The sequence below is a fragment of the Streptomyces sp. NPDC006372 genome (genome assembly GCF_040612515.1).
In the GTDB taxonomy this organism is placed as follows: domain Bacteria; phylum Actinomycetota; class Actinomycetes; order Streptomycetales; family Streptomycetaceae; genus Streptomyces.
Window position 1 is genome coordinate 80,400 of record NZ_JBEXQJ010000029.1, and the last position, 24,003, is coordinate 104,402.

The window sequence follows — 24,003 nt, forward strand, 5'->3', positions numbered from 1 at the left end:
GGGCCATGTAGACGGTACGGGCGGCTGAGCAGGGCGGACAAGAAGAAGCCATTGCGCGCCGATGAGCGGTTTGTTGCGTGCTCCCGGACTGAACGGCGATTCGTTGCGTCGCCGAGGTCGTAGGCCGGCTCGTCCCTGGGGTGCAGGGCGGTCCGGGATCCCCCGCCGGTCGGCGGAGGCGGGGTCCCGACTCGGGTGCGATGTGGCGCGGGCGGGGCCCGGCGAGAGTTGAGACCGTCAGCTCGACCTGCCGAAAGGACCGCGATGAACCGCCGTACGAAGACCGTCGTGCTCGGCTCCGCCCTGCTGCTCGCCGTCGGAGGGGCCTCGGCCGCCACCGCCTCCGGCAGCCCGTCCCGGCAACCGGAGGCCGTCGCCGTCTCCGAAGCCCCGGCGCCGCAGCGGGAGGCCGCCGCGCTCACCGGCACCGCCAAGCTGTACCGCTCGGACGGGGACGACATCACGTTCTCGTTCGACGCGCATCTGGCGGCGAAGGACACCGCCGTCCCGATGGAGGCCACCGGCACCTTCGAGTTCAGCCACTACCTGAACGGCAAGGGCGCGTGGGCGAAGGCGAGAGTCGACTGCCTGGTGACCGGCGGCAAGGTCGCTGTCGTCTCCGGCATCATCACCGACTCCGATCTGCCGGACGCCGAAGGCCAGCGGGTCGGCGTCACCGTCCAGGACCTCGGCCGTCACGACCGGCTCGGCTACAGCTGGATGGCGTCGGGCCGTCCTGGCGAGGGGAACGAGCCGCCGAAGTGTGCGAGTGCCGCCCCCTTCGAGAAGGTGAAGAAGGGGACGGGCGACTTCAAGGTCGTGCCGTGGCAGCCCAAGCTCTAGCCAGCGCCAGTGCCGTCACCAGGTAGGGAACCGCCAGCACCGCGAAGACGGTGCTGTGCGCCAGGCCCGAGCCGAGCAGCGCGTACACACCGAACGTGGCGACCGTGGCGAGTTCAGTGCCCAGGCTCGCCACGGAGGTGAGCGTGGCCCGGCGGGACTCGTCGATCCGGTGCTGGAGGCGGACGTCGGCCAGCACCTCCGCCAGCTGGAACCCGGCGAAGGCGAGGCTCACGAGAACGATGCCGGCCGGTGAGCGGGCCGCCGCGCCCACGGCCAGAGCGAGTGCGGCGCCCGCGAGCAGCACCGCGAGCCCGGCCGTGCCGAGGCGTTCGGCCGGTCCGGCCAGGAGGCTGCCGAGGGTGACGCCCGCCCAGATGAGCATGATCAGGTAGGGCACCGTCGCCTCGGCGACGCCGAGGTCCCGGACCAGCAGTGGGGTGTACTCGTCGAGTGCGCCCCACACGGCGGCCACGGCCGGGACCAGCAGCAGGGCGCCGCGCACCGAGCGGTCCCGGCGGGCCTCGGCGAGCCCGGTCCGCAGGGTCGTCGCCCAACTGCCGCCGGCGGCCTCCGGCCGCGTCCGGTGCTCGGGGAAGCGGGTGGCGGTGACGGCGGTCAGCACACAGGCCAGGACGCTCGCGGCACCGACGGCCGCGTAGCCGCCCCGGGTGAGGACGGGCCCCGCGAGGCCGATGGAGGTCACGGTGCCCAGCAGCCGCGCGGCCCGGGCCCGGCCCATGGTCCGCGCGTAGCGGCCGGCGACGCCGAGCCGGTCCAGCTCGTCGTACACCAGCGCCTCCAGCGCACCGGAGCCGAGCGCGCCGCCCGCACCCCACAGGACGAAGCCGAACGCGAAGGCCCCGTACGAGGGGACGACCACCCAGAGGGCGAAGCCGGCGGCGGTGAGCAGCGGGCCGATCCACAGCAGCCTGCGACGCGACACGGCGTCCGCCCAGGCCCCGGAGGGCACTTCCAGCACCACCGCGGTGAGCGACCACAGGGCGAACAGGGAGGAGATCTGCCAGAGCGACATGCCGGTGTCGGCGAACAGCAGCGCGTACACCGGGTAGAGCAGGACGAAGTCGTCGAGGAACGCGTAGCCGTACAGCGTGCGCGTCAGTCGGCGGACACCGGTCGCGGGCACGCGTGCGGGTGAGAGTGTCATGAGGCCTTCCCGGAAGGACGGATCGGACGCCGGAGGTACGGCGTCCGAGGCGGTCCTCGGGAGGCACGGCTGGTGGATCAATGTCGCCAGGTCATGGCACCCAGGCTAGAGGCGTCACACGGGACGGGCCACAGACTTACGTGGGCGATCCCGACGAGAAGCGCCGCAGCAGCGGCGACAGCACGAGCACGGACTTGGTCCGCTCGACGAACGGCTCCCCGGCGATCCGCTCCAGGACCCGCTCGAAATGCCGCATGTCGGAGGCGAAGACCTGGGCGATCGCGTCCGCGTCCCCGGTGACGGTGGACGCGGCCACGACCTCCTGGTACCGCTCGAGGCCCCGCTGGATGGTCTCCGGGGAGGTGTTGCCGCGGCAGTAGATCTCGACGAACCCCTCGGTCTCCCAGCCGAGGGCGCCCGGGTCCACCCGTACGGTGAAGCCGGTGATGGCTCCGGTGGCGCGCAGCCGGTCCACCCGCCGTTTCACGGCGGGCGCGGACAGGCCGACGATCTGGCCGATGTCGGCGTAGGAGCGGCGGGCGTCCTCGGCGAGGGCGTGCACGATGCGTTCGTCGAGATCGTTCAGCACAGTGGGTCGGTCACTTTTCGGATGGTGCGAGTCGGGAACGGCGGTAGCCGTACACGAAGTAGAACACGAGCCCGGCGGCCATCCAGACACCGAAGACCACCCAGGTGACGGCCGACAGGCTGCCCATCATCCACAGGCAGAAGCCGAAGCCCAGCGCGGGCAGGACCGGGGAGAGCGGCACCCGGAAGGTGCGGGGCATGTCCGGCTTGGTGCGGCGCAGCACCACGACGGCCACGTTGACGAGCGCGAAGGCGAACAGGGTGCCGATGCTGGTGGCGTCGGCGAGCTGGCCGAGCGGGATCGCGGCGGCCAGGACACCGCAGAACAGCGACACGATGAGGGTGTTGGCACGGGGGGTCTTGGTCTTCGGGTGGACCCTGGAGAAGACCTTCGGCACCAGCCCGTCGCGGGACATGGCGAACAGGATGCGGGTCTGGCCGTACAGCACGGTCAGCACGACGCTCGCGATGGCGATGACGGCACAGAAGGCCAGCAGGGTGCCCCAGAAGGTCTGCCCGGTGACCTCGCGCATGATCTGGGCGAGGGCGGCCTCGGAGTCGGTGAAGCCCTTCCACGGCTTGGCCCCGACCGCGACGGCCGCGACGAGGACGTACAGGGCCGTGACGATGACCAGCGACAGCATGATCGCGCGCGGCAGGTCGCGCTGGGCGTTCTTCGCCTCCTCACCGGCGGTGGAGGCGGCGTCGAAGCCGATGTAGGAGAAGAACAGCGTGGCACCGGCGGCGCTGACCCCGGCCATGCCGAGCGGCATGAAGTTCTCGTAGTTGCCGGAGCGGAAGCCCTGGACGCCGATGGCGCAGAACATCACCAGCGCGGCGATCTTCACGATGACCATGACGGTGTTGGCGCGGGCGGACTCGCGGGCGCCGCCCAGCAGGAACGCCATCGCGAGCAGCACGACGATCAGCGCCGGCAGGTTGAACACGCCGCCGTCACCGGGCGGGGCGGACAGCGCGGCCGGGATGGTGACGCCGATGGTGCCGTCGAGCAGCTCGTTGAGGTACTCGCCCCAGCCGACGGCGACGGCGGCGACCGAGACGCCGTACTCGAGGACCAGGCACCAGCCGCAGATCCAGGCGATCAGCTCGCCCATCGTTGCGTACGCATACGAGTACGAGGAGCCGGCGACCGGGATGGTGCCCGCCAGCTCGGCGTAGGACAGGGCCGAGAACAGGGCGGTCAGGCCGGCGATGACGAAGGAGAGCGTGACGGCCGGGCCCGCCTTGGGGACGGCCTCGCCGAGCACGACGAAGATGCCGGTGCCGAGGGTGGCACCGATGCTGATCATGGTGAGCTGCCAGAGCCCGAGGGAGCGCCGCAGCGAGCCTCCCTCGCCCTGGCCACCCTCCGCCACCAGGCGTTCCACCGGCTTGCGGCGCATGAGGCGCGCGCCGATGCCGGGGGATGCGGATGCGGCTGTCTGGCCTGGGTTCTGCGGGGGTGCGCCTTGGTCGAGCACGCGCTGGCTCCTTTTCGCTGCCGGTCAGGGCGGCAGGGACCGGCGGCACCCCAGAGCAGGGACCCACCGAGCGGGGTCCCTGCCACGCCACGTACGAGGCGACAGCCTACGAGCATCGGCGTTGCTGGTGAAATGCAGCAACCTTGCGCAGTCCTGCAAGATCATTGCGTTCCTCGCGATCGGCCGGAGGTTCGTTGCGCGGTTGCTTTCGTCCGTTGCGCAGGGCTTGTTCAGGGCAGCTCTTTCACGAGGAACGTCAGCTTCTCGACACATTCGCGCGTGACGCCCTCGTGGTCCTCGTACGACCAGCGGCCGAGGTAGGGGGCGAGGGCCTGGTAGCCGAGCCGGGCGTACAGGGCCGCGGCGCGCGGATTGTCGTCGGCGACGCCGAGTCCGACGGCCGTGCGCCCCCGCGTACGGGCCCGCTCCTCGGCCGCCCGGAGCAGGGCGCTGCCGATGCCGCGCGAACGCAGCGTCTCGGGCCACACGCTCAGCGCGTTGATCTCCGGGCAGCCGGGCCGCGCCGCCCGCACCGTCGCGTCGTCACAGCCGCCCCAGCGCACCTCCGCATGACCGACGGGCCGCCGGCCGTGCCAGGCGACGAGATACGTGCTCAGGCCCCGTTCCTGGCGCTCGAAGCGACGCGCGTGGAACGAGGTGGCGCCCGGGGAGCCGATGCACCGGTCGAGCACCTCGACGTCGGCTGCCCGGCACACGGTGATCTCCATGGCGTACGACGGTAGGCCGTGCGCACGCACGAAGCCCCCGATTTTTCATCGGGGGCTTTGCATGCACGAAAGCGCTGGGCGCCTCAGCTCCAGCTGGCGTGCAGCGGCTTGCCCTCGGCGTAGCCGGCGGCGCTCTGGATGCCGACGATGGCCTTCTCGGCGAACTCCTCCAGGGAGCCGGCCCCGGCGTAGGTGCAGGAGGAGCGGACGCCCGCGATGATCGAGTCGATCAGGTCCTCGACGCCGGGGCGGGCCGGGTCGAGGAACATGCGGGAGGTGGAGATGCCCTCCTCGAACAGCGCCTTGCGGGCCCGGTCGTACGCCGACTCCTCCGAGGTGCGGTTGCGCACGGCACGGGCGGAGGCCATGCCGAAGGACTCCTTGTAGGCGCGCCCCTGGGCGTCGTGCTGGAGGTCGCCCGGGGACTCGTAGGTGCCGGCGAACCAGGAGCCGACCATCACGTTGGACGCACCGGCGGCGAGGGCCATCGCCACGTCGCGCGGGTGCCGGACGCCACCGTCGGCCCACACGTGCTTGCCGTACTTCCGCGCCTCGGCGGCGCACTCCAGCACGGCGGAGAACTGCGGCCGGCCGACGCCGGTCATCATGCGCGTGGTGCACATGGCGCCGGGCCCGACACCGACCTTGACGATGTCGGCGCCCGCCTCGATCAGGTCGCGCACGCCCGCCGCGGCCACCACGTTGCCCGCGGCGATCGGCACCTGCGGGTCGAGGTCGCGCACCAGCTTCAGGGCGCTGACCATCGACTCCTGGTGGCCGTGCGCGGTGTCGATGACGAGGGTGTCGACGCCCGCCTCCAGCAGTTGCTGGGCCTTGCCCGCGACGTCGCCGTTGATGCCGACGGCGGCGGCGACCCGCAGCCGCCCCTGCGCGTCGGTGGCCGGCTGGTAGAGCGTGGCGCGCAGGGCGCCCTTGCGGGTGAGGATGCCGGCGAGCGTGCCGTCCGGGTGCACCGCGGGGGCGTAGCGGCGGTTGGCGTGGTCGAGGGTGTTGAATGCCTCTCCCGGGTCCATGCCGGCGTCGATGAGCAGCAGGTCCTTGGACATGACCTCGGCCAGCTGTGTGAAGCGGTCCACGCCGGACAGGTCGGAGTCGGTGACCACGCCGATCGGCTTGTGGTCCTCGTCGACGACGACTCCGGCGTTGTGTGCCCGCTTCGGCAGCAGGGCCAGCGCGTCCGCGACCGTCTGGTGGGGGGACAGGATGATCGGGGTGTCCAGGACCAGGTGGCGGCTCTTCACCCAGGAGACGACCTCGGTGACGACCTCGATCGGGATGTCCTGGGGTATGACGACCAGGCCGCCGCGGCGGGCCACGGTCTCGGCCATGCGGCGCCCGGCGATGGCGGTCATGTTGGCGACGACGAGCGGGATGGTGGTGCCCGTGCCGTCCGGGGAGCTGAGGTCGACGGCCTGCCGCGAGCCCACCGAGGAGCGGCTCGGCACCATGAAGACGTCGTCGTACGTCAGGTCGTACCCGGGCTGGATGTCATTGAGGAAACGCACGTGCTGCACATCCCAGTCGTTCAGAGGTGACCCCCTGACCGGCCGGCCAGGGGGAAAGAGCACGTACTTCATTCTCCCACGCCGGGGCTCCGGACGGCCCCCGGCGGATCATCCAGGCTGGTCAGGGGGCTCCTCGGAGGATGCTCCAAGCCCGAGGGTCGAAGGGCCCAGCCTCACGAAGGGCCCAGGGTCACGAAGAGTCCCGGCCCCCGGTCCGTCGCCTCGGCGAAGATCTCCTCCGCGACCTGCCACTCGTCGGGCCGCGTCTCGGCGTAGGCCCGCCAGCCCCGGACGACGACCAGCAGCCCCCGGTCCACGGCCCCCTCGGGCCAGAGGTCCGGGTCGGACAGGCAGTCGGCGAGGGCGTCCCAGTTCCGGCCGAACCACTCGGGCAGGGCCAGGTCACGGGCGCAGCGGTCCATGAGGCCCACCTTGTCCGTGACCCCGTCGAGGTCCAGGGTGACCACGATCCGGCCCGCCGGGTCGTCCATCACCCCTCGCGACTCGCTGACCATCCGTCAGGCTCCGTCCGGGTCGGACCGGTTGAACGCCGACTTGGGCGTCGGCCCCGCCGTCATCAGGTAGTCCGCGGCCGACGTGTCCGTCACCAGGCTGGTGACGAGCCCGGACCGCAGCACCGCGTCGATCGCCGGCCCCTTGCGCTGCCCGCCCGCGATCGCGACGACCTCGGGGACCCGGCGGAGCTGGTCGGCCTTGACGGTGATGCACCGCTCGCCCAGGTCACGTCCGACCCGGCGGCCCTCCGCGTCGAAGAGGTGCGCGGACATCTCGGCGGCGACGCCGAGAGAGGCGTAGTGCGCGCGCTCCTCCTCGGTGAGCATGTCGTGCACCGTGGAGATGCCCGGCTCCCAGGAGCCGATGGAGACGCAGGCGACGGTGACCTTGTCGAAGTGCTCGAAGGCCCGGGCGATCCCCGTCTGGTTGCGCAGTGCCGAGGCCGTGGCCGCGTCGGGCAACAGCATCGGTGCGTAGATGGGGTGGGCGTCCCCGCCGGACACCTGGGCGGCCCGTCGCACGGCCTCGACCGAGCCGCGTTCGGCGGTCCCGGCGTCGTACACACCCGTCAACTGCACGACCGTGCACGGCGGCAGCCGGTCGAGCGCCGCCGCCATGTGGATGGTGGAGCGGCCCCAGGCCAGGCCCAGCACATCACCTTCGTTGACCAGTTCGCCGAGCAGGTCGGCGGCCACCTCTCCCAGGTTCTCGGGGTCGGGTGTCTCCTCGGCCTCGGCCGGGGACTCGACCACGACGGCGTGCCTGAGGCCGTAACGGGCGCGGAGCGCGTCCGAGCGCTCGGCGTCCAGTTCCGCAGGCACACGGATCTCGATACGTACGAGATCCCGTTCGAGGGCGGTTTCCAGGACCCGGGCCACCTTGAAGCGGCTGACGCCGAACTCCTCCGCGATCTGGATCTTGGACTTGCCCTCGAGGTAGAAGCGGCGGGCCATGGCCGCCGCCTGCACCAGCTCAGCGGGTCCCATCCGCATGGCTGACCGGCCCGCCGACATACCCGACACGGCGATCTCCTCACTGCTGTTCACACTCTGGATTCGCCGTTCATCCTTGCAGATCCGGCGCGGTCGATCAGCCCTGATGAGAGCCGTTCACTTTGCTGTGGCTCAGTGGTCGCAGGCCCAGGAGGCCTTCGCCGTCGCCGCCTCGGCCTGCGTGCGTAGTGCACGTACCGCCTCGGCCGGGTCGTTTGCCCCGTAGACCGCCGATCCGGCCACGAAGACATCGGCTCCGGCGTCGGCGCAGCGCTCGATGGTGGAAGCGGAAACTCCGCCGTCGACCTGGAGCCAGAGCTCCAGTCCGTGCTTGCTGATCAACTCGCGGGTGCGGCGAATCTTCGGAAGCATGATGTCGAGGAAGGCCTGTCCCCCGAAGCCCGGTTCGACCGTCATGATCAGCAGCATGTCGAGCTCGGGGAGCAGGTCCTCGTACGGCTCGATGGGGGTCGCGGGCTTCAGCGCCATGGAGGCGCGGGCGCCCTTGGCGCGGATCTCCCGGGCGAGCCGGACCGGGGCGGCGGCGGACTCGACGTGGAAGGTGACGGAACCGGCCCCCGCTTCCACGTACTGCGGCGCCCACCGATCGGGGGCCTCGATCATCAGATGGCAGTCCAGCGGAGTGTCCGTCGCTCGGGCGAGCGACTCCACGACCGGCACGCCGAGCGTGAGGTTCGGGACGAAATGGTTGTCCATGACGTCGACGTGGAGCCAGTCGGCTCCCTCCACGGCCTTCGCCTCGTCCGCGAGGCGGGCGAAGTCTGCGGACAGGATGCTGGGGTTGATCTGCGCGGCCATGTCCTTAGCCTATGCGTTGCGCTGTGCTTGGGCGGTGGGGGTCCCAGGACTCGCGGTCGCCGCCGGGTGCGGGTCGTGTGTGGCTGGTCGCGCCCGCGCGGCGGAGCCGCCATCGACACGGCCCCGCGCCCCTCAAGGGCATCGGTGCGGAGGTCTTCATGACGAGCAACCGGGGCATCGGGCATCTGGTCTGTGGGCGGCGGGCCAAGTGGCTGGTACTCGGTCTGTGGGTGGTCGTCCTGTTCGTGGCGGCGCCGTTCGCGATGAAGCTCACCGACGCCCAGGACAACGACGCGGCGTCCTGGCTGCCGGGGTCCGCGGAGTCCACCCAGGTCCTGGAACTGTCGAAGGACTTCCGTCCCGAGCAGATCCCCGCGGTCGTCGTCTACGCCCGGGACAGCGGGCTCACCGCACAGGACCGCGCGCAGATCACCGCGGACGCGGCACGGCTGAGGCAATTGCGCGACCACGGCATCCGGGGCACGGAGACCCGGGGGCCCGTCTACGACCGGCCGGCCGATCCCCGGGCCGCGGAGATCCTCGTACCGATCACGATGAACGAGAAGGGCTGGGAGCGGATCGCGCCCGCGGTCGACTCCATGCGGGACGTCACCGGCCGCAGTCACGGTGGCCTCTCCGTGCACATCACCGGGCCGGGCGGCACGTCGGCGGACCTCTCCAAGGCCTTCGCGGGCATCGACTCGACGCTGCTGGTGGCGGCCATGAGCGTCGTCATCGTCATGCTGCTGATCACCTACCGCAGTCCCAGCCTGCTGCTGGTCCCGCTGCTCGCCGTGATCGCCGCGCTGTTCACCGCGCAGGCGCTGATCTATCTCCTCGCCGAACACGCCGACCTGACGGTCAACGGGCAGAGCGCCGGCATCCTCACGGTGCTCGTGTTCGGCGCGGGGACGGACTACGCGCTGCTGCTCGTGGCGCGCTACCGGGAGGAACTGCGCCGCCACGAGGACCGGCACGAGGCGATGGCGCTCGCCCTGCACCGGGCGGGCCCCGCCGTGCTCGCCTCCGGCGCGACGGTCGTGCTGAGCATGCTGGTGCTGCTGGTCGCGGAGATGAACTCCACCAGCGGCCTGGGCCCGGTCGCGGCGATCGGGGTGGCGGTCGCCCTGCTGGCGATGATGACCCTCTTCCCGGCCCTGCTGGTGATCTTCGGCCGCTGGATCTTCTGGCCGGTGATCCCGCTCTTCGGCTCGGCCGACCCCACCGGGCGCGGCTTCTGGGCCCGCACCGGCCGCGGTATCGCCCGCCGTCCGCGCACGGTCTGGGCGGTGACGGCTGTCGTCCTCGCGGTCTGCTCGCTCGGTCTCGTCCAGCTGCGCGCGGCGGGCATCGGCAACGCGGACGCCTTCACGGACAAGCCGGACTCGATCGTCGGCCAGGAGGTATCCGAGCGGTACTTCCCCGCCGGCAGCGGCAACCCGCTCGTCATCGTCTCCGACCAGGCGCAGGCGCGGCAGGTGGGTCGCGCGGTCGCAGGGACCGAGGGCGTCGTGCCGGCCTCGCTCGGCCTGCCCCCGGGTACGAGACCCGTGTTCGAGGGCAAGGTGCTGTTCGAGGCGACCCTGGCCGACCCGGCGGACAGCGAGGCGGCCAAGCAGACCGTCGAAAGGGTGCGGGACGCGGTGCACGCGGTGCCGGACGCGGACGCCCTGGTGGGCGGCGGCACGGCCGGGCTCATCGACATGGACGAGGCGACGACCCGCGACAACATCGTGATCATCCCGCTGGTTCTGGCCGTCGTCCTGCTGATCCTGTGCGCGCTGCTACGGGCCCTGATCGCCCCGCTGCTGCTGGTCGGGACGGTGATCCTGTCCTTCACGGCGGCCCTGGGCATCAGCGCCCTGGCCTTCCGTCACGTCTTCGACTATGCGGGCGAGGCGACGGACTTCCCGCTGTTCGTCTTCGTCTTCCTGGTCGCCCTGGGCATCGACTACAACATCTTCCTCACCACCCGCATCCGCGAGGAGGCGGCCCGTCAGGGCACCAGAGCGGGCGTCGTCGCCGGCCTGGCCGCCACCGGCGCGGTCATCACCTCCGCCGGCCTGGTCCTCGCCGGCACCTTCGCCGCCCTCGGCACCCTCCCGATGGTCGCCTTCGCCGAGATCGGCTTCGCGGTCGCCCTCGGCGTCCTCATCGACACGTTCGTCGTGCGCTCGGTCCTGGTGACGTCGTTGTTCCTGGACGTGGGCCCTAAGGTGTGGTGGCCGCACCGGCTGGCCAGGGAGGACGGCGGCGCGCGAGCGGGCCGCCTGGCCGAGCAGGGGGCGGCGAGAGAGCTCACGGACTGAGAGCGCCGGTCGGTCAGGGCTCAGCGGCGCCTCCCGCCGGTCCGGGGACTTTCCGTCAGCGCCTTCATGTGCCGTGCGGTGGTCGAGGTGTCCGGGTGGGTCAGACCCAGCACACGTACCTGATCCGCCAGTACATCGGAGAAGAGCGCGCACCCGCGGTCCCTGTCGCGCCGCGCCGTGAGGCCGGCGATGCCGACACGGAGGCTCAGCGTGTCGCGGTGGTCGGGACCCAGCACCCGGATGTGGTCGGGCAGAAGCTCGTCGAGCAGTCGTAGAGCTCGCCGCGGGCTGCCCGCCCCCGCGGTCTCCAGGGCGTGGCAGGCACGTGCCTGGAGCGTGGCCGGATGCTCCGGGCCGAGGACCCGACGCCGGGCCTCGATCACAGCGGCCCACAGCTTCACTGACTGCTGGGCGTTCCCCAGCCTGCCGGTCGTCTCCGCGATGGCCGCACGCGTCGAGAGCGCGGCGGGGTGGTCCGGGCCGAGAGCGCGCTCCTCCTCCCGCAGCAAGTCCGTCAGCAGCCGCAGTTCCTCTCGTGGCCGACCTGCCTGCCCCGTCATGATCGCGATGTCGTACCGGGCCTTGAGGGTGTTGGGGTGATCGGGACCGAGGACCCGGAGCCGGGCGGCAAGGATGTCCTCGCTCAGTTCCAGCGCGCGCTGTGGATCGCCTAGGTAGGCGATGCAGTGGGAGAGGTTGCTGCGGGTGATCAGCGTGTCGGGATGCTCCGGGCCGAGCACCCGCTCACGGTCCTTCATCAACTCGGTGAACAACTCGTACGCCCGCTCGACATCGCTCTCCCCTGTCAGCAGGGCGATGTTGTTGCGCACGGCCAGCGTGTCCAGGTGGTCGGGCCCCAGCACCCGCACACGGTCCGGCAGAAGCTCCTCGAAGAGCGCCAGGGCGCGTCGGTTGTCACCGGCCTCCGCCGTCCAGAGGGCGATGTTGTGCCGGGTGGTGAGCGTGCTGTGGTGATCCGGCCCCAGAACACGAACACGGTCGGGGAGCAGTTCGAGGCTCAGTTCGAGGGCTCGTGCTGGATTTCCGGCCTCTCCGCTCCACAAGCCGATGTTGCTGCGGACGGTGAGGGTGAGGACGTGATCGGGGCCCAGTACACGTTCGATGTCCGGCAGCAGGGCGGTGCATTGCTTCAGCGCCCCTGCGGCATCCCCCGCCACGCCCGTCGCCGCTGCCAGGTTGGCCCTCGTGAGCAGGCTCAGGGTGCTGCCGTCCGCGGCTCCCTGGTGGGCCGCGTACATCTCCACGGCCTGTTGCAGATCGCCCGCGATGCCGGTGTGCGCGGCCACGTTGTGGTGAGCGATGGAGGTGAGGGGATGGTCCGAGCCGTACGTCTCCTCGATGACTCGGTGCCAGTGCTGCCACTGCCGCACATTGTCCGCGGGCACCTGCGACGGGCGCGCGGCGAGCCGCTCCAGAGCCTCCATGTGGGCGCCGGACCGCCACAGATGCTCGGGCTCGGCCCGTCGCGCGTAGTCCTGAAGGGGCTCATGGGACACGGCCGGGGTGTACTCGGCGGCGGGGGCCAGGCGGGCGAGCACTGCGGCCAGTGCCCCGTGCCCGGCGACCACGTCCAGCGAGTAGGCCGACTCGGTCCCGTTCGTGAGGTGCTCGATGAGCGAGGAGTGGAAAAGGCCGTACAGCCAGGTGTCGGAGGTGTCGCCGCCGACCGGGGCCCGGACCACGAAGCGGCGCAGCGGGCTCGGCAGACCGTCGTCGAGGTGGCTCTCGTCGATGTCGGTGGCTCCTATCTCGGCGCAGGCGGCGAGGAGGAGTTCCCGGGGCAGGACGGCGCCCGGGCCCGCGGCGGCCAGTACGGTGAACAGCGCCCTGACCAGGGCGCCCGGCGCGTCCCAGGCCCTGCCGCCCTCCAGAGCCTCGTCGAGGACCAGGTCGTAGACGGCTCCCAGGCCCTGGGGCACTTCGTGCGCTGCCATGAAGGGGTGGGCCCGTACCTGGTCGGCCAGCAGGGAAGCGACCAGCCAGCTGCCGTCAGCTGCTTCGACGATCGGGTCCAGGAGGTGTTCGGGAACTTCCTGGTCCTCAAGTGACCGGCGTACCTCGGCGTCCGGCGCCGCCTCGAGTCTCAGGGTGACGTCGGATGTGGGAACCGCCCCCGGGCGCGCCGAGAGCACCAGACGTACGTCCGCCCCGTCTCCGGACCGGGACCGAAGGCGCTCCACCAGATCGGTGATCTCTGCCGCGGCGCTCTCTGCGAGCTGGTCGTAGCCGTCCAGGGCGATGCGGACGAGGACACCCGGAAGCCGGCCCAACGGGCCGAGCAGCAGCCGTTCGGCCAGCGGCAGCTCCTCCCACTCGGCACTGGGCACCGAGGCCTCGTGGTCGGCGACGGCCTCGGTGAACCCGGGAACCGTGATGCCGAGTTGCCAGGCGAGGTCCCGGGCCACCCGGTCGCTCGTCTCCTGCCGCCTGAACAGCCGCAACCCGTGGACGAACCCCTGGGGCACGACGCCGGTGGCCACCTCCGGCCTGGTCAGAGCGGCAAGCAGGGTGGTCTTCCCGTACCCGGCGGGACCGCTCACCACGACGTACTTGTGCGAGCGAGAGGCCTTGACCAGCTCCGAGAGCGATGCAGTGGGCCGGAAGTGCCGCAAGGCCTCGCGCAACGCGGGGAGATCGGCCCGGCACATGGCCGGCAATGAGCCGGTCTGCGGCACGAGAGCGGCGTTGCGCGACACCCACGGAGCCACGCCGGCCTTGATGCCGTTCAGGGACAGCAGAGCGGGTTGCTGCCGGCGTTCGAAGCGCTCGGCAGCCCGCTTGAGGTCGTCCGCCACGAACCGCTCGCCCCAAGCGATGTGGCCGTACCGCAGCAGTCCCTCCGTGCTCCGGCTGAAGCCGCAGTCGTAGGCAGGCTCGTCGAGGTTGGCCGCCGAGAGGATCTGTATCCGGCGCCGCAGGTCGGCGTTCAGTCCGGTCCAGCCGGCCGCGGCCTCGGCCAGCCCCGCTCCGGACATGCACGCGTCCAGCAGCAGGACGAGCTCCGGATCCGGGTGGGCGGCGAGCAGTTCCTTCAGATGCCGCACCAGTGCGTACGGACCCTCCGGGTGCCCCGGAGAGGGGGTACACCCCTCCGGAAGGGCGTAGAAGTCTCCGTTGGCGGCCATCCCGTGACCGATCCACACGAGCAACAGCGTGCCACCTGCCTGCCCCGCGCATGCCACCGCCTCGGCCACCGCCGCGTAGGTCGTCGTATGGTCCTGGTTCAGCAGCAGCGTCCGGCCGTCGGCGAGGGCCGGACGGCAGCCGCCCCGCAGCGGGTCACGCAGGACGGCGTCGAGGCCCGTCGCGGCCTCGTCCAGCGGACCCAGCGTGCGGTGCACGCCCAGGGCCGTGCACTGCGATGCGATCACCAGCGAGAAGCGGTTCCCCCCGTTGCTCATGACCTCAGCATGGCCACACAGGTCACCATGTCAAATGCTCGCTCCCTTCGTTCAGTTCGGCGGTATGGGGGCAAGCCGCAGTCGTTAGGCTGCTGGAACCGGCGACGCCCCGGCGGGGGCGGCATTCAAGGGGGTTGTGTGAGTCGCATCGTGCTCGTACACGGCATCGGGCAGGAGCAGGAGTCCGCAGACACGCTGGAGTCCAGGTGGCTGCCGGCTCTCGCCGGCGGACTGCGGGTCGCGGGCCACTCCGGCGCCGCCGACCGGCTGTGGCGCGACCGGCGTCCCGGTCACGAGGACTGCCGCATGGTGTTCTACGGCGACCTTTTCCTGGACGCCGGGCAGATGGGTGACGGCCAGAGCGTCGACGATCTACTCCCCGACCAGCAGGAACTGGCCAGTGCGTTGGCGCTGGAATGGCTCCACCGCGCCGAGGAACGCGCGGCGAGCGAAGCGGACCGCGACGAGGCATTCCGACTGATCAGCGCTCTGGACCCGGACGCTCCCGGCCGTCAGGGGGCACGCGCTGCCGGACGGCCGGCGCTGAACGGCCTGGCCCGACTGCGCTGTTCGCACCGGCGGGCATGGCCTTCGCCCAGCGCTTCGTCCACCGGGCCCTCGCCCAGGTGACCCGTTACCTGACCGAGGAGAAAATCCAGGAGGAGGTTCAGCGACGGATCGCCGCGCACATCGGCCCCGAGACGGTGGCCGTCATCGGTCACTCCCTCGGTTCGGTGGCCGCGTTCCAGGCGGCACATCGATCGCGGCACCGGCTACCCCTGCTCCTGACCCTGGGCTCACCCCTCGGCCTGCGGACCCTGGTGTACGACAGGATTCCCGAGGCGAAGACGATCCCGCCCCGCGTCGCCCGGTGGGCCAACTATGCCGACCACGACGACTTGGTCGCGGCGGAACCCGACCTGGCGAAACTGTTCGCCGACCCGTACGGAGCCCTGGAGTCGGACTGGACGATCGACAACGGCGCCGAGCCCCACCGCGCCGAGTCGTACCTGGTCAAGCGCCAGATCGGACAGGCCGTGGGCACCGTACTGGCCTGAGATCCGGACTGCCCGTAGCGGTGGCCCCCGCGTCAGCCGGTCCGGCGAATGAGTGCCAGGTACATGGCGTCCGTGCCGTGCAGATGCGGCCACAGCTGTACGTCGGGCCCTTCGCCCAGGTCCGGTACGCCGGGCAGCAGCGGCCGGGCGTCGACGAGGTCGGTGTCCGGGTACTGCTTGAGGGCGTCGGCGACCACGGCCCTGGTCTCGGCGAGGTGCGGCGAGCAGGTCGCGTAGCCGACGACCCCGCCGACCCGCACCGACTCCAGGGCGGTGCGCAGCAGACCGCGCTGCAACGGCGCGAACCCTTCCAGATCGTCCGGCCGGCGCCGCCAGCGAGCCTCGGGGCGGCGCCGCAGGGCACCGAGGCCGGTGCACGGCACGTCGACCAGGACCCGGTCGAAGCTGCCGGGCCGCCAGGCCGGACGGGTGCCGTCGGCGGCGATCACCTGGTAGGGCCCGGGGTTCCCGTCCAGCGCCCTGGCCACGAGCCCGGCGCGGTGGGTCTGCTTCTCGGAGGCGACGAGCAGCGCGCCCCGCTGTGCCGCGAGGGCACCGAGCAGCGCGGCCTTGCCGCCGGGCCCCGCGCAGCCGTCCAGCCACCGCCGGTCGGGCCCCTCCAGTGGCGCGCCCGCGAGGGCGATCGCGACGAGCTGGCTGCCCTCGTCCTGCACGCCCGCACGCCCGTCCCGCACGGCGGCGACGGCACCTGGCTCGCCGCCCTCGCTGAGCCGCACGGCATACGGCGACCAGCGCCCGGGCACGGCGGCGTCCTCCTCGAGCAGTTCCTCCGCGACGGCCCGCCCGGGCCGCGCCACCAGGGTCACCTCGGGCCGCTCGTTGTCGGCGCGCAGCAGTTCCTCGATGCCGGCGCGCCCGCCGCCGAGGGAGTCCCACAGCGCGGACACGACCCACCGCGGATGCGAGTGGACGACGGCGAGGTGCTCCTCGGGATCCTCGTCGTAGGGCGGCGCGACCCGCTCCAGCCAACCGTCCAGATCGTGCTGCGCGACCTTCCGCAGCACGGCGTTGACGAACTTGGCCCGCCCGTCGCCGAGCACGACCCGCGCGAGCTCGACGGTGGCGGACACGGCCGCGTGGGTCGGGATCCGGGTTCCGAGCAGCTGGTGCGCGCCGAGGCTCAGCACGTCCAGCACCGGCGGGTCGACGTCCCCGAGCGGCCGGTCCACACAGGTGGCGAGCACCGCGTCGTACGTCCCCTGCCGCCGCAGCGTCCCGTACACCAGCTCGGTCGCGAGCGCGGCGTCCCGAGCGTCGAAGTCGTCGTTCTCCCGCGCCTTGCGCAACAGGGGCGGCAGCACGAGGTTGGCGTAGGCGTCCCGCTCGTCCACGGCCCTCAGCGCCTCGAAGGCGAGGATGCGGACGGGGTCCTTCTTGGGCCGACGGTAGGGCTTGCCGGACGGACGGGGCCGACGGGACTGGTCGCTCACGAAAAAGGTGCTCCGGGGGTGAGGTGAAGTGCGCCGTCCAGCCTACGCCGCGCCGGGCACGAACAGGTCGCGGGTGGGTGAGCCCGTGAAGCCGGTGGGTCAGCCCCCGAGCCGCTCCCCTTCGGCGATCCGCACCCCGCGTGCCCAGTCCGCCGCCCGCATCGGCTTCTTGCCCTGCGCCTGCACCCACAGCAGCTCGACGCCGTACGAGCCGGTGCCGACGTACACGTTGTTCTTCTGGGCGGCGATCTGCCCCGGCGCGAGGTTTGTCCGGTCCGGGACGGGGGCGACCTGGACGAGCTTGAGCCGCTCACCGCGGAACAGGGTCCAGGCGCCCGGTGCCGGAGTGCAGCCCCGCACCACCCGGTCGACGCGCAGCGCGGGCGCGTTCCAGTCCAGGTGGGCGTCCTCGACGTTGACCTTCGGGGCCAGGGTGACACCCTCGGCCGGCTGCGGTACGGCCTTCAGCGTGCCGTCCTCGATCCCGTCCATGGTCGCCGCGAGCAGCCCGGCACCGGCGAAGGCCAGCCGGGTCAGCAGGTCCCCGCTGGTGTCGGTGGCCCGGATCTCCTCGGTCACCGTCCCGTACACCGGCCCGGAGTCGAGCCCCTCCTCGATCAGGAAGGTGGACGCCCCGGTGATCTCGTCGCCCGCCATGATGGCGTGCTGCACGGGCGCGGCACCCCGCCAGGCCGGCAGCAGCGAGAAGTGCAGATTGACCCAGCCGTGCGCGGGAACGTCGAGGGCGACCCGGGGCAACAGCGCGCCGTAGGCGACGACGGGACAGCAGTCCGGCCCGATCTCCCGAAGCCGCTCCAGGAACTGCGGGTCCTTCGGCTTGGCGGGCTTCAGCACCTCGATCCCGGCCTCCTCCGCCCGCTCGGCGACGGGCGAGGCGACGAGCCTGCGCCCCCGCCCGGCCGGCGCGTCGGGCCGCGTGACGACAGCGGCCACCTCGTGCCGCCCGGAGGCGAGCAGAGCGTCCAGGGCGGGAACGGCGACCTCGGGTGTACCGGCGAAGACGAGCTTCATGGGGTGGTGGGGGCCTCTCGGGCGGGGACTGTGACGGGCAACGCCCAAGTCTATGAGCCCGAAACCGAAGGCCGCCGACGGCGCCCGGCCCCCGCGGGTGAACCGGACCTCTCAGCTGTGAGTTATGGGCGGTGCGCGGGTGGGAGACCAAGCCGAAGGCCGAAGGCCGAGGCGCACACCCCGCGCAAACAGGCGCACGCACACGCTCCCACGCCCCCACACCGTGACCCACGGAGCGAATCCGCGTTGGTCAAGACAGAGTTGACCACAACGGGCCGCCATCGCGGCCCAATTCCTTTCATCGCCGGTTCGAGAGGCTTGTTCATGGCCGACCACGCAACCCACGACGCCCAGGCTCGGGCCAGCCTGCACTTGCTGGTGCGGGACATCGAGCGGGTCCGCCGGCAGGTGGACGCACTGCGCACGCTCACCGCCCAGTTGGGGAACGTCTACCGCCCGCGCCGCTCCGGCCCCTCCACGGGCTTCGTCGTCTACGGACGCGCGCCCGCCCCGACCGTACGTCTCGCCCAGGAGCTGCGCGACAGCGTCGAGACCCTGGTCACTGCGGCCGTGGACTTCGACCGCTCACTCGGCTTCTCGTGGGACGCCGTGGGCTCCGCGCTGGGCGTCACCAAGCAAGCGGTCCACCGCCGTTACGGCGCGCGCCGCACCACGGCCCAGCCAGCCGCGGCCGAGGCGGAGCGCGCCCCGGAGCCGTCGGGCAACCGCACGGTCAATGTGAACGCCGGCCTCCCCACGGTCCCGACGGTCCCCGCGGCCCGCTCCATGCCCACCCAGCCGACGGCCGGCAGCCCGGCCCTCCGCGACGAGGCGAGGCCGACGGCCTTCCCGGGCCCGCGCAGCGGCTGATCGGACACCGCACCCGGAGCTGCCCTCCCGACCCCGGTCCGGGAGGGCAGCCGCCTACGCGGGCGGCGACGCCTCACCGGAAAGGCGGCACCGGACCCCACCCCCATTGACCGCCCCCATCGCGCTCACCCGATGTCGAGCGGGTCGATCCGCACCCAGACCGCACTCCCGGCCCCACTCCCCCGAGCACCCGCACTCCCCCGGGCGCCGGCACTCGCACTTCCGCTTCCACTCCCGCGAGCCATACGCACAGCCTGCGCGGCCTTCAGCGCGGCGGCCAGCGCCGCGCCCCTCCCCGGCGGCACCCGCAGCAACGCCCGCTCCCACTGCTCCCCGGGCGGTGGCGCCCCCGCCCGCCGCGGTCGCCCCGCAGGCGTCACGGGCAACGGCACCGGCCCCAGCACCTCGGCCTCCGGCGGCAGTTCGGCCGTACGGAGGAAGTCGGCCACCGCCTCCGGCGGCCCGGACACCGCCGCCATCCGCGACACCGGCGGAAAACCCAGCTCCGCCCGCTCGGCCAGTTCCCGCACCGCGTGCCCGACGGGGTCCCACCGGACGAGCGCCTGCACGGGGCGCAGCGTCGGCTCCGCCACGACGACCACCGTGCCTCCGGCCGACTGCGGGCGGACGAGCGCCGCAGCCGCGATCCACCGCCGCAACGCGTCCTCCCCGGACCGCAGATCGGGCCGCCCGAGCATGGCCCACCCGTCCAGCAGCAGCGCCGCCGCGTAACCGCCCTCGGCGACGGGTTCGGCCCCCGGCGTGCTCACCACCAGCGCGGGCGCCTCCGGCACGGTGTCGAGGACGTGTTCACGACCCGAGGTCCGCACCGGAACCGCGGGGAAAGCCCGTCCGAGCTCCTCGGCCGTCCGCCGCGCCCCCACGACCGAGGCGCGCAGCCGGAAGCCCCCGCACTCCGGGCAGTGCCAGCCGCTCTCCTCCCGGCCGCACCAGCCACAGCACAACGCGCCGCCGTCCCGCGCCTCCAGCGGCCCGGAGCAGTGCCGGCACCGCGCGGGTGCCCGGCAGGCGGCGCACGCCATGCGTGGCACGTACCCCCGCCGGGGCACCTGCACGAGCACCGGGCCCTGTCGCAGCCCCTCCCTGACGGCCTGCCAGGCGAGCGTCGGCAGCCGGGCGGCCCGGGCGGCCTCGTCCCGCGCGAGGTCGCCGTCGCCGACGGTACGGACGAGCGGGGCGGCGGCGCGTACCTGGTCCCGTGCGGCGACGAGCGGCCCGGCCCACCCGGTCTCGACGAGCTGCGCGGCCTCCACGGTGCAGCCCCAGCCGCCGAGGAGGAAGCCGCACTTGTCCTGGGCGGCCCGCAGCAGCAGCACCTCCCGTGCGTGCGGCTGCGGGGCGTGCTGCTCGCTGTGGCTGTCGTCTCCGTCGTCCCACAGGGCGACCAGTCCCAGGTCCTGGACCGGCGCGAACATCGCTGCCCGGGTGCCGATCACGGCCCGTACGGACCCCCGCCGCACGGCGAGCCACTGCGCGTACCGCTTCTCGGGCCCCGCGTCGGCGGTGAGCACCGCGTGCCGTCCCTCGCCGAGCAGCGCGGTCAGCGCGGCGTCGACGCGGGCGACCGCCCGCCCGTCGGGCAGGACGACGAGCGCTCCGCGCCCGGAGGCCAGGGTCGCCGCGACGGTGCGTGCCAGCTCCTCGCTCCACTGCGGGCCGGGCAACGCGTTCCACACGGCCCGTGGCGCTCCGCCGTTGGCCAGTGCCTCCAGGAAGGCCGCTCCCCGCTCGTAGCGCTGCCAGGAGCCCGCTCCGGGCGGCGGGGGCGGCGGCTGCGGCGCGGGCGAGGGGCGCTGCTCGGCCCGTGCGTTGCGCGGCGGGACGGCCAGCTGCAGGACGTCGGCCAGGCTGCCCGCGTAGCGGTCGGCGACGGCCCGGGCCAGACCCAGCAGTTCCTCGCTCAGCACCCGCTCGGGCGACACGACCTGGGCGAGGGCGGCCAGCGGCCCGGAGTAGTCGGACTCGGGCAGCCGCTCGACGAGGAACCCGTCGATCAGCCCACCGCCCTCGCGCCGGCCTTCCCGCACCCGGTGCCGTCCGGCCCCGAACCGCACCCGCACCCGCACGCCCGGCTGGGCCTCGGCGTCCAGCTCCTCGGGCACGGCGTAGTCGAAGTACCGGTCGAGGTGGAGCACGCCCTTGTCGACGAGCACCCGCGCGACGGGCAGTTCCTTGGCCAGCGCGGCGCCCCGCCAGGTGCGCGGCTTGGCCCGGGGCGTCCTGGCCTTCCGCACGCTCTCCCGGATGAGCGCGAGCTGCTCGGGCGGCGCACCCTCCACGCCGCCGGCACCAGCGTCACCGTGCTCGTTCTCGCTGCTCACGCTTGTATTCTTACCAAACCCCACTGACAACCGACGGCGTCCCGGGAGCAGCCCGGGACACGGCGAGGCCCGGCCCCCCGAGGGGAGCCGGGCCTCTCATGCCCTGGGGCCTTGCTTACAGCCCTGCCGCCTTGCGCAGCGCGTCCACGCGGTCCGTGCGCTCCCAGGTGAACTCGGGAAGCTCACGGCCGAAGTGGCCGTACGCCGCGGTCTGGGAGTAGATCGGGCGGAGCAGGTCGAGGTCGCGGATGATGGCGGCCGGGCGCAGGTCGAAGACCTCGTCGATCGCCTTCTCGATCTTGTCCGTGTCGATCTTGGCGGTGCCGAAGGTCTCGACGAACAGGCCGACCGGCTCGGCCTTGCCGATCGCGTACGCCACCTGGACCTCGCAGCGGGTGGCGAGACCCGCGGCGACCACGTTCTTGGCGACCCAGCGCATCGCGTACGCGGCGGAGCGGTCGACCTTGGACGGGTCCTTGCCGGAGAAGGCGCCGCCGCCATGGCGGGCCATGCCGCCGTAGGTGTCGATGATGATCTTGCGGCCGGTCAGACCGGCGTCGCCCATCGGGCCGCCGATCTCGAAGCGGCCGGTGGGGTTGACCAGCAGACGGTAGTTCTCGGTGTCGATCTTGATGCCGTCGTCCAGGAGCGCCTTCAGCTCCGGCTCGACCACGAACTCCTTGATGTCCGGAGCCAGCAGCGACTCCAGGTCGATGTCGGAGGCGTGCTGCGAGGAGACGACGACGGTGTCCAGGCGGACCGCCTTGTCACCGTCGTACTCGATGGTGACCTGCGTCTTTCCGTCCGGGCGCAGGTAGGGGATCGTGCCGTTCTTGCGCACGTCGGACAGGCGCTTCGACAGGCGGTGGGCCAGGAAGATCGGCAGCGGCATCAGCGTCGGCGTCTCGTCCGTCGCGTAGCCGAACATCAGGCCCTGGTCGCCCGCGCCCTGCTTGTCGAGCTCGTCCTCGTCACCCTCGACACGGGACTCGTACGCCGTGTCCACGCCCTGGGCGATGTCCGGGGACTGCGCGCCGATCGACACCGACACGCCGCAGGAGGCGCCGTCGAAGCCCTTCTTCGAGGAGTCGTAGCCGATCTCGAGGATCTTGTTCCGGACCAGCGTCGCGATGTCCGCGTACGTCTTGGTCGTGACCTCGCCGGCCACGTGCACCAGGCCGGTGGTGATCAGGGTCTCGACGGCGACCCGGGAGCCCGGGTCCTCGCGCAGCAGCGCGTCGAGAATGGTGTCGCTGATCTGGTCAGCGATCTTGTCGGGGTGACCCTCGGTCACGGACTCCGAGGTGAACAGGCGACGGGACACAACGCTCCCTGGGGTTGCAGCGGCTGCTGGCTGATCATTGGCGGACGGCGGGGGCTGCACCCGGGCGCCGTCCGTGGAACAGTTTATCGGTCACGCTTCGGCCACGGCCCCCCTGTCTCGACACTCGGGAGGGCTGTGACCTGCGGCACGGGCATTCTGCCCAATGCCGAGCGGCATTGACCAGAGGCGCCACGCGCCGTTCGGCCGGGTTTCACCGGCGCGCAGGGTCACGGAAACATCAGCCGAGGCGCTCGGCCACCAGGTCCCACACCGTCTCGGCCAGGGCTTCCTTGGGTCCGTACGGCACCGGGGTCTCACTGCCGTCGGCGCCGAGCACGACCGCCTCGTTCTCCTCGGAACCGAAGGTCTTGCGCTCGCCCACCTCGTTCACCACGAGCAGATCGCAGCCCTTGCGCTTCAGCTTCGCGCGTCCGTTGGCGAGTACGTCGTCGGTCTCCGCGGCGAAGCCGACGACCACCTGCGCGGGGCGCGCGCGGTCGGCGGAGATCTCCGCGAGGATGTCCGGATTCCGCACCAGAATGATCGGCTCCGGCTCCTGGTCGTCCTTCTTCTTGATCTTCCCGGCCGCGTACGCCGCCGGGCGGAAGTCCGCCACGGCCGCCGCCATCACGACCGCGTCGGCGTCGGCGGCGGCCTTGAGGACCGCCTCGCGCAGCTGCACGGCGGTCCCCACGGGGACGACGTCCACGCCGGCCGGGACCGGCAGGGTGCTGTTGGCCGCGATCAGTGTGACGCGGGCGCCGCGGGCGGCCGCCGTACGGGCGAGGGCGTAGCCCTGCTTGCCGGAGGAGCGGTTGCCGAGGAACCGGACGGGGTCCAGGGGCTCGCGGGTGCCGCCGGCGCTGACCACCACATGCCGTCCCTTCAGGTCCGGCTCGGTCACGCCCCGGGCCAGCACCCGGCGGCAGACCTCGAAGATCTCGCCCGGGTCGGGCAGCCGGCCCTTGCCGGTGTCCACGCCGGTGAGACGGCCCACGGCCGGCTCGATGACGAGGGCGCCGCGGCGGCGCAGCGTCGCCACGTTCTCCTGGGTGGCCGGATGCTCCCACATCTCCGTGTGCATCGCGGGGGCGAAGACGACGGGGCAGCGGGCGGTGAGCAGCGTGTTGGTGAGGAGGTCGTCGGCGAGGCCGTGGGCGGCCTTGCCGAGCGTGTCGGCGGTGGCGGGGGCGACGACGACGAGGTCGGCGTGCTGCCCGATGCGGACGTGCGGGACTTCGTGCACGTCGTCCCAGACCTCGGTGGAGACCGGGTGGCCGGAGAGCGCGGACCAGGTGGCGGCGCCGACGAAGTGCAGCGCGGAGGCCGTGGGCACCACGCGCACGTCATGGCCCGACTCCGTCAGCCGCCGCAGCAGCTCACAGACCTTGTACGCGGCGATGCCGCCACTGACCCCCAGAACGACCTTCGGTTTGTCCACCGTCTCTCCCCGGACCTCGGCACCCTGCACAACGTACGACTCCATGACACACCACAGGCCCGGCAGTCGGCCTGCCGGGCCTGTGGAAAAGTCAGC

19 protein-coding genes are annotated in these 24,003 nt (G+C 72.2%); 5 read left to right on the forward strand and 14 right to left on the reverse strand.

Annotated features, from left to right (window positions below):
• The first annotated feature begins 264 nt into the window (after window positions 1-264).
• Window positions 265-843 (forward strand): Repetin, encoded by a 579-nt coding sequence (locus ABZ016_RS32230; protein ID WP_356920227.1) that lies wholly within the window; start codon window positions 265-267, stop codon window positions 841-843.
• Here ABZ016_RS32230 and ABZ016_RS32235 read toward each other — a convergent pair.
• The 8 genes from ABZ016_RS32235 to rpe all read right to left on the reverse strand — a co-directional run bounded on the left by ABZ016_RS32235 (window position 812) and on the right by rpe (window position 8,658).
• Window positions 812-2,008, reverse strand: coding sequence for an MFS transporter (locus tag ABZ016_RS32235; protein WP_356920228.1), 1,197 nt, complete (start codon window positions 2,006-2,008; stop codon window positions 812-814). The two genes, ABZ016_RS32230 and ABZ016_RS32235, sit on opposite strands and share 32 nt — an antisense overlap.
• A gap of 136 nt (window positions 2,009-2,144) precedes the next feature.
• Window positions 2,145-2,597 (reverse strand): Lrp/AsnC family transcriptional regulator, encoded by a 453-nt coding sequence (locus tag ABZ016_RS32240; protein WP_003988931.1) that lies wholly within the window; start codon window positions 2,595-2,597, stop codon window positions 2,145-2,147.
• A gap of 10 nt (window positions 2,598-2,607) precedes the next feature.
• The gene (locus ABZ016_RS32245; RefSeq protein ID WP_356920229.1) at window positions 2,608-4,077 is read right to left on the reverse strand and encodes an amino acid permease; all 1,470 of its coding nucleotides are present in this window, start codon (window positions 4,075-4,077) and stop codon (window positions 2,608-2,610) included.
• Between the two features lie 230 nt (window positions 4,078-4,307).
• Complete coding sequence (locus ABZ016_RS32250; RefSeq protein WP_356920230.1) at window positions 4,308-4,805, reverse strand: GNAT family N-acetyltransferase; 498 nt, start codon at window positions 4,803-4,805, stop codon at window positions 4,308-4,310.
• 83 nt (window positions 4,806-4,888) lie between these two features.
• Window positions 4,889-6,331 carry a GuaB1 family IMP dehydrogenase-related protein gene (locus tag ABZ016_RS32255; RefSeq protein ID WP_356920231.1) on the reverse strand — a complete coding sequence of 481 codons (1,443 nt, stop codon included), beginning with the start codon at window positions 6,329-6,331 and terminating at the stop codon, window positions 4,889-4,891.
• A 173-nt stretch (window positions 6,332-6,504) separates the two neighbouring features.
• On the reverse strand, window positions 6,505-6,825 hold the full coding sequence (locus ABZ016_RS32260; RefSeq protein ID WP_356920253.1) for a barstar family protein: 321 nt from the start codon (window positions 6,823-6,825) through the stop codon (window positions 6,505-6,507).
• 24 nt (window positions 6,826-6,849) lie between these two features.
• Window positions 6,850-7,893 (reverse strand): sugar-binding domain-containing protein, encoded by a 1,044-nt coding sequence (locus ABZ016_RS32265; protein WP_003988936.1) that lies wholly within the window; start codon window positions 7,891-7,893, stop codon window positions 6,850-6,852.
• A gap of 78 nt (window positions 7,894-7,971) precedes the next feature.
• Window positions 7,972-8,658: a ribulose-phosphate 3-epimerase gene (gene rpe, locus ABZ016_RS32270; protein ID WP_356920232.1), complete on the reverse strand. Its 687-nt coding sequence runs from the start codon at window positions 8,656-8,658 to the stop codon at window positions 7,972-7,974.
• 158 nt (window positions 8,659-8,816) lie between these two features.
• Between rpe and ABZ016_RS32275 the strand changes: the two genes are divergently transcribed.
• The gene (locus tag ABZ016_RS32275; RefSeq protein ID WP_356920233.1) at window positions 8,817-10,967 is read left to right on the forward strand and encodes an MMPL family transporter; all 2,151 of its coding nucleotides are present in this window, start codon (window positions 8,817-8,819) and stop codon (window positions 10,965-10,967) included.
• A 20-nt stretch (window positions 10,968-10,987) separates the two neighbouring features.
• Here the strand turns inward: ABZ016_RS32275 and ABZ016_RS32280 are convergent, their stop codons facing one another.
• Window positions 10,988-14,389 (reverse strand): tetratricopeptide repeat protein, encoded by a 3,402-nt coding sequence (locus ABZ016_RS32280; RefSeq protein WP_356920234.1) that lies wholly within the window; start codon window positions 14,387-14,389, stop codon window positions 10,988-10,990.
• Between the two features lie 138 nt (window positions 14,390-14,527).
• Between ABZ016_RS32280 and ABZ016_RS32285 the strand changes: the two genes are divergently transcribed.
• Together ABZ016_RS32285 and ABZ016_RS32290 are read left to right on the forward strand one after the other, a co-directional pair.
• On the forward strand, window positions 14,528-15,019 hold the full coding sequence (locus tag ABZ016_RS32285; protein WP_356920235.1) for a hypothetical protein: 492 nt from the start codon (window positions 14,528-14,530) through the stop codon (window positions 15,017-15,019).
• Window positions 14,974-15,447, forward strand: a complete 474-nt coding sequence (locus ABZ016_RS32290) for a hypothetical protein (RefSeq protein WP_356920236.1) — start codon at window positions 14,974-14,976, stop codon at window positions 15,445-15,447. The genes ABZ016_RS32285 and ABZ016_RS32290 overlap by 46 nt, the downstream gene beginning before the upstream one ends.
• A 32-nt stretch (window positions 15,448-15,479) precedes the next feature.
• Here ABZ016_RS32290 and ABZ016_RS32295 read toward each other — a convergent pair whose 3' ends face one another.
• The gene (locus tag ABZ016_RS32295) at window positions 15,480-16,898 is read right to left on the reverse strand and encodes a transcription antitermination factor NusB (protein ID WP_356920237.1); all 1,419 of its coding nucleotides are present in this window, start codon (window positions 16,896-16,898) and stop codon (window positions 15,480-15,482) included.
• Window positions 16,899-16,997: 99 nt separating this feature from the next.
• Window positions 16,998-17,930 (reverse strand): methionyl-tRNA formyltransferase, encoded by a 933-nt coding sequence (gene fmt / locus ABZ016_RS32300; RefSeq protein ID WP_356920238.1) that lies wholly within the window; start codon window positions 17,928-17,930, stop codon window positions 16,998-17,000.
• Between the two features lie 324 nt (window positions 17,931-18,254).
• Here fmt and ABZ016_RS32305 point away from each other — a divergent pair, with 324 nt between their 5' ends.
• Entirely contained in the window at window positions 18,255-18,800 is a 546-nt protein-coding gene (locus tag ABZ016_RS32305; RefSeq protein WP_356920239.1) for a hypothetical protein, read from the forward strand.
• A 125-nt stretch (window positions 18,801-18,925) separates the two neighbouring features.
• Here ABZ016_RS32305 and ABZ016_RS32310 read toward each other — a convergent pair whose 3' ends face one another.
• The 3 genes from ABZ016_RS32310 to coaBC form a co-directional block, all read right to left on the reverse strand.
• Complete coding sequence (locus ABZ016_RS32310) at window positions 18,926-21,142, reverse strand: primosomal protein N' (protein WP_356920240.1); 2,217 nt, start codon at window positions 21,140-21,142, stop codon at window positions 18,926-18,928.
• 115 nt (window positions 21,143-21,257) lie between these two features.
• Window positions 21,258-22,466, reverse strand: a complete 1,209-nt coding sequence (gene metK / locus ABZ016_RS32315) for a methionine adenosyltransferase (protein WP_356920241.1) — start codon at window positions 22,464-22,466, stop codon at window positions 21,258-21,260.
• Window positions 22,467-22,704: 238 nt separating this feature from the next.
• Window positions 22,705-23,907 carry a bifunctional phosphopantothenoylcysteine decarboxylase/phosphopantothenate--cysteine ligase CoaBC gene (gene coaBC, locus ABZ016_RS32320; RefSeq protein WP_356920254.1) on the reverse strand — a complete coding sequence of 401 codons (1,203 nt, stop codon included), beginning with the start codon at window positions 23,905-23,907 and terminating at the stop codon, window positions 22,705-22,707.
• Window positions 23,908-24,003: the final 96 nt, after the last annotated feature.